The 1,919-nt window shown below is 72.6% G+C and carries 2 protein-coding genes; both read left to right on the top strand.

The genetic code is table 11. From position 1 onward, the window contains the following. On the top strand, positions 1 to 1,469 hold a 1,469-nt coding region (locus GVV75_RS10030), incomplete at its 5' end, for a type IV secretory system conjugative DNA transfer family protein (protein ID WP_159718804.1). Between the two features lie 58 nt (positions 1,470 to 1,527). Next, positions 1,528 to 1,919 (top strand): hypothetical protein (locus tag GVV75_RS10025; protein ID WP_159626831.1); only part of this gene is annotated, 392 nt, incomplete at its 3' end.

Here is a 1,919-nt window from a genome sequence, read left to right as displayed (position 1 = left end):
CGCTGGTGGGCGCGGTGATGGGCCGGCGCGCCGGGGGCCGCCCCGGGCGGGGCGCGCGCGGCGACCGGGCGGCGCGTCTGACGGGTCGGGCCGCTGACACGCAGGCCCTGTCACCCAAGGCGGCGGCCGCCAAGGCCGCCCGGCTGGGCGTGGCCGAGGGCTGGACGAGCCTGCCGATCGGGCGCGCCGTGGCGGGCTGGGGCCGATGGCTGGTGTCCGGAATGGAGGACGTGTGCCTCCTGATCGCTGGGCCCCGCACCGGCAAGACGACCTGCTGGGTGGTGCCGCGCATCCAGCGGGCCGCCGGCGCCGTGGTGGCCACGTCCAACAAGCGCGATATCGTCGACATCACCAGGGACCTGCGTGCCCGGGTCGGGCAGGTGTTCGTCTTCGACCCCCAGGGCATCGCCGATGAGCCCCAGGCGTTCTGGTGGGATCCCTTGGAGACCGTGGTGGACGCCACCAGCGCTGAGATGCTCACCCGTGTCCTGGTCGACGCCACCCGCGATGCCACCGCCCAGCGCAACGAGTTCTTCGACTCCGCCTCCCAGAACCTCCTGGCCGCCCTGCTGCTGGCCGCGGCCAAGGGGGGCCGCCCCCTGGCCGAGATCCACAAGTGGATCAGCGCCCCGGACAACGACGAGCCCCTGAACCTGTTGCGCGCTGCTGGCGAGACCACCATGGCTACCACTCTGGACGGGCTGATGACGCTGGTCCACGAGACCCGCTCGGGCGTCTATGGCGGGGCGGCCGTGATGGTCAAGTTCATCACCAACGAACGCGCCATGGCTTGGATCACCCCCCATGCCCTCCTGCCCCAGTTCCACCCCGCCGACTTCGTGCGCGGACGTGGCACCCTTTACTGCCTGTCCCAGGAGGGCGAGGGTTCTACCGCGCCGATCGTGACCGCTCTGACGGTCGCGGTGGTGCGCGCCGCTCTCGACCACGCCAAGGCCCAGCCCGGCGGGCGCTTGGCGGCCCCGATGCTTATCGAGCTCGACGAGGCCGCCAACGTGTGCCGCTGGGCCGACCTGCCCGCCCTGTACAGCCATTTCGGGTCGCGCGGGATCCTGGTGGACACCATCGTGCAGTCCTGGTCGCAGATGATCACGGCCTGGGGCGAGCACGGCGCCAAGGCCCTGTGGTCAGCAGCCAACGTGGCCGCCTACGGTGGGGGCTCGCGCGACGAGGCGTTCCTGAAGTCGTTGAGCCAGGTCATCGGCACCGAGTGGCGCGACTCGGTGCAGGTCTCGCACTCCCGCGGCCAGGGGCGCTCGCGCTCGGTGTCCACCGCGTCCCAGGCCCGGCCCATCGCCTCCGAGACCGACCTGGCCTCCCTTCCCGCCGGGCGCGCCTGGGTATTGGCCTCCGGGTGCACGCCCGTGCTGGCCCGCATGGTCCCCTACTGGGAACAGCCCGACGACCTGAGCGCCCAGGCGCTCAACCGCCACCAGCCCACCAGGAGGTAAGAAGATTATGGATGAGCCTTTGAACCAGACCACGGCTCAAGTAACCATGCTTATGCGCGTGGTCGCGCAGATGGCCCGGCGCCTGGCCGAGGCGCGCCAGCAGCGCCTGATGGCGGCCCAGCGGGCCTCCCAGGCCCGCCGCGCCGCCATCGCCAGCCAGATCGAGGCCCAAAGGCGCCTGGCCGCCCCCGTATGGGGCCGGGCCATGGACGCCCGCTTCTGGAAGGCCGCCACCGCCGCCGAGGCCGCCTACGTCTACGGCATCGCCACGCGCTTCGCCGACATGGACCCCGACGCGGCCATGGCGGCCCGCCGCTGCGAGGCCGAGGTTAACGAGCGCTGGGGGCTCGACCTGCGCGATGGGGAGCACCTCGACCCCGACCCGGCGGCCGTGGCTGACCCGGGGGCCCAGGCTCGGGCACGGGGGGCGGCCCCACTGCTGGACGGCGA

The sequence above is a fragment of the Actinomyces sp. zg328 genome (genome assembly GCF_009829635.1).
In the GTDB taxonomy this organism is placed as follows: Bacteria; Actinomycetota; Actinomycetes; order Actinomycetales; family Actinomycetaceae; genus Actinomyces; species Actinomyces marmotae.
Note: the sequence above shows the minus strand (reverse complement) of the source record. Positions and strands in the feature narration are given on the sequence as shown.